General features: G+C 76.6%; 1 protein-coding gene and 1 pseudogene. One reads left to right on the top strand and one right to left on the bottom strand.

The window, feature by feature from the left end; all coding sequences use genetic code 11:
* Positions 1-163: pseudogene (locus JHD80_RS28910) on the top strand (pyruvate dehydrogenase (acetyl-transferring) E1 component subunit alpha); the annotation flags it as partial.
* Here the strand turns inward: JHD80_RS28910 and JHD80_RS27595 are convergent.
* Positions 135-316: hypothetical protein (locus JHD80_RS27595; RefSeq protein ID WP_199093802.1), on the bottom strand; the 182-nt coding region annotated here is incomplete at its 5' end. The pseudogene JHD80_RS28910 and the gene JHD80_RS27595 overlap by 29 nt on opposite strands.

Raw genomic sequence — 316 nt, 5'->3', positions numbered from 1 at the left:
GGCCTGCGGCATGGAATCGCGCGGCGTGATGGCGGAACTGACCGGCCGGCGCGGCGGCTATTCGCGCGGCAAGGGCGGCTCGATGCACATGTTCAGCCGCGAGAAGAACTTCTACGGCGGCCACGGCCTGTCTCTTATACACATCTCCGAGCCCACGAGACTCTAGGCGCGATCTCGTATGCCGTCTTGTGCTTGAAAATGGGGGGGGGGGGGGGGGGGGGGGGGGGGGGGGGGGGGGGGGGGGGGGGGGGGGGGGGGGGGGGGGGGGGGGGGGGGGGGGGGGGGGGGGGGGGGGGGGGGGGGGGGGGGGGGGGGG

The sequence above is a fragment of the Allobosea sp. ASV33 genome (genome assembly GCF_016428755.1).
Lineage (GTDB): Bacteria > Pseudomonadota > Alphaproteobacteria > Rhizobiales > Beijerinckiaceae > Allobosea.
The sequence above is the reverse complement of the archived record's forward strand: the minus strand, read 5'-3'. Positions and strand labels throughout refer to the sequence as shown.